Genomic DNA, 297 nt, shown 5'->3' with positions numbered 1-297 from the left:
TGAGTGCCGAGGTGACCTTGGCGGTCCCGTAAGAGATCGCGCCACCCACCAACGCCCCTCCGATCATGCACGGCAGCTTGGTCCAGAAACATTTCAGGTTGCCGCGCAACGCCATCACCACGGCAATCGCCAGCCCCACCCCCGGCGTTTTCCCGCTACGAATTTCCTGCACCACAATGGTCTCGCCACCAATGCGCACATCCGGCGAAATCAGACCCTGGGCGGTGCCGATCTTGGCGTCACAGGTACTGCGATCCCCGCTGCGCGCGGCAGGCTGCCCGTTGATGAACACCGAGC

General features: G+C 63.6%; 1 protein-coding gene. It reads right to left on the bottom strand.

All coding sequences use genetic code 11. The annotated features are described in order from the left end of the window. A partial coding sequence (locus tag E1K68_RS27575) for a hypothetical protein (RefSeq protein WP_212614970.1) occupies positions 1-297 on the bottom strand: 297 nt, incomplete at both ends.

It is taken from the genome of Pseudomonas sp. B2021 (assembly GCF_018135665.1).
Lineage (GTDB): Bacteria > Pseudomonadota > Gammaproteobacteria > Pseudomonadales > Pseudomonadaceae > Aquipseudomonas > Aquipseudomonas lactis.
Note: the sequence above shows the minus strand (reverse complement) of the source record. Positions and strands in the feature narration are given on the sequence as shown.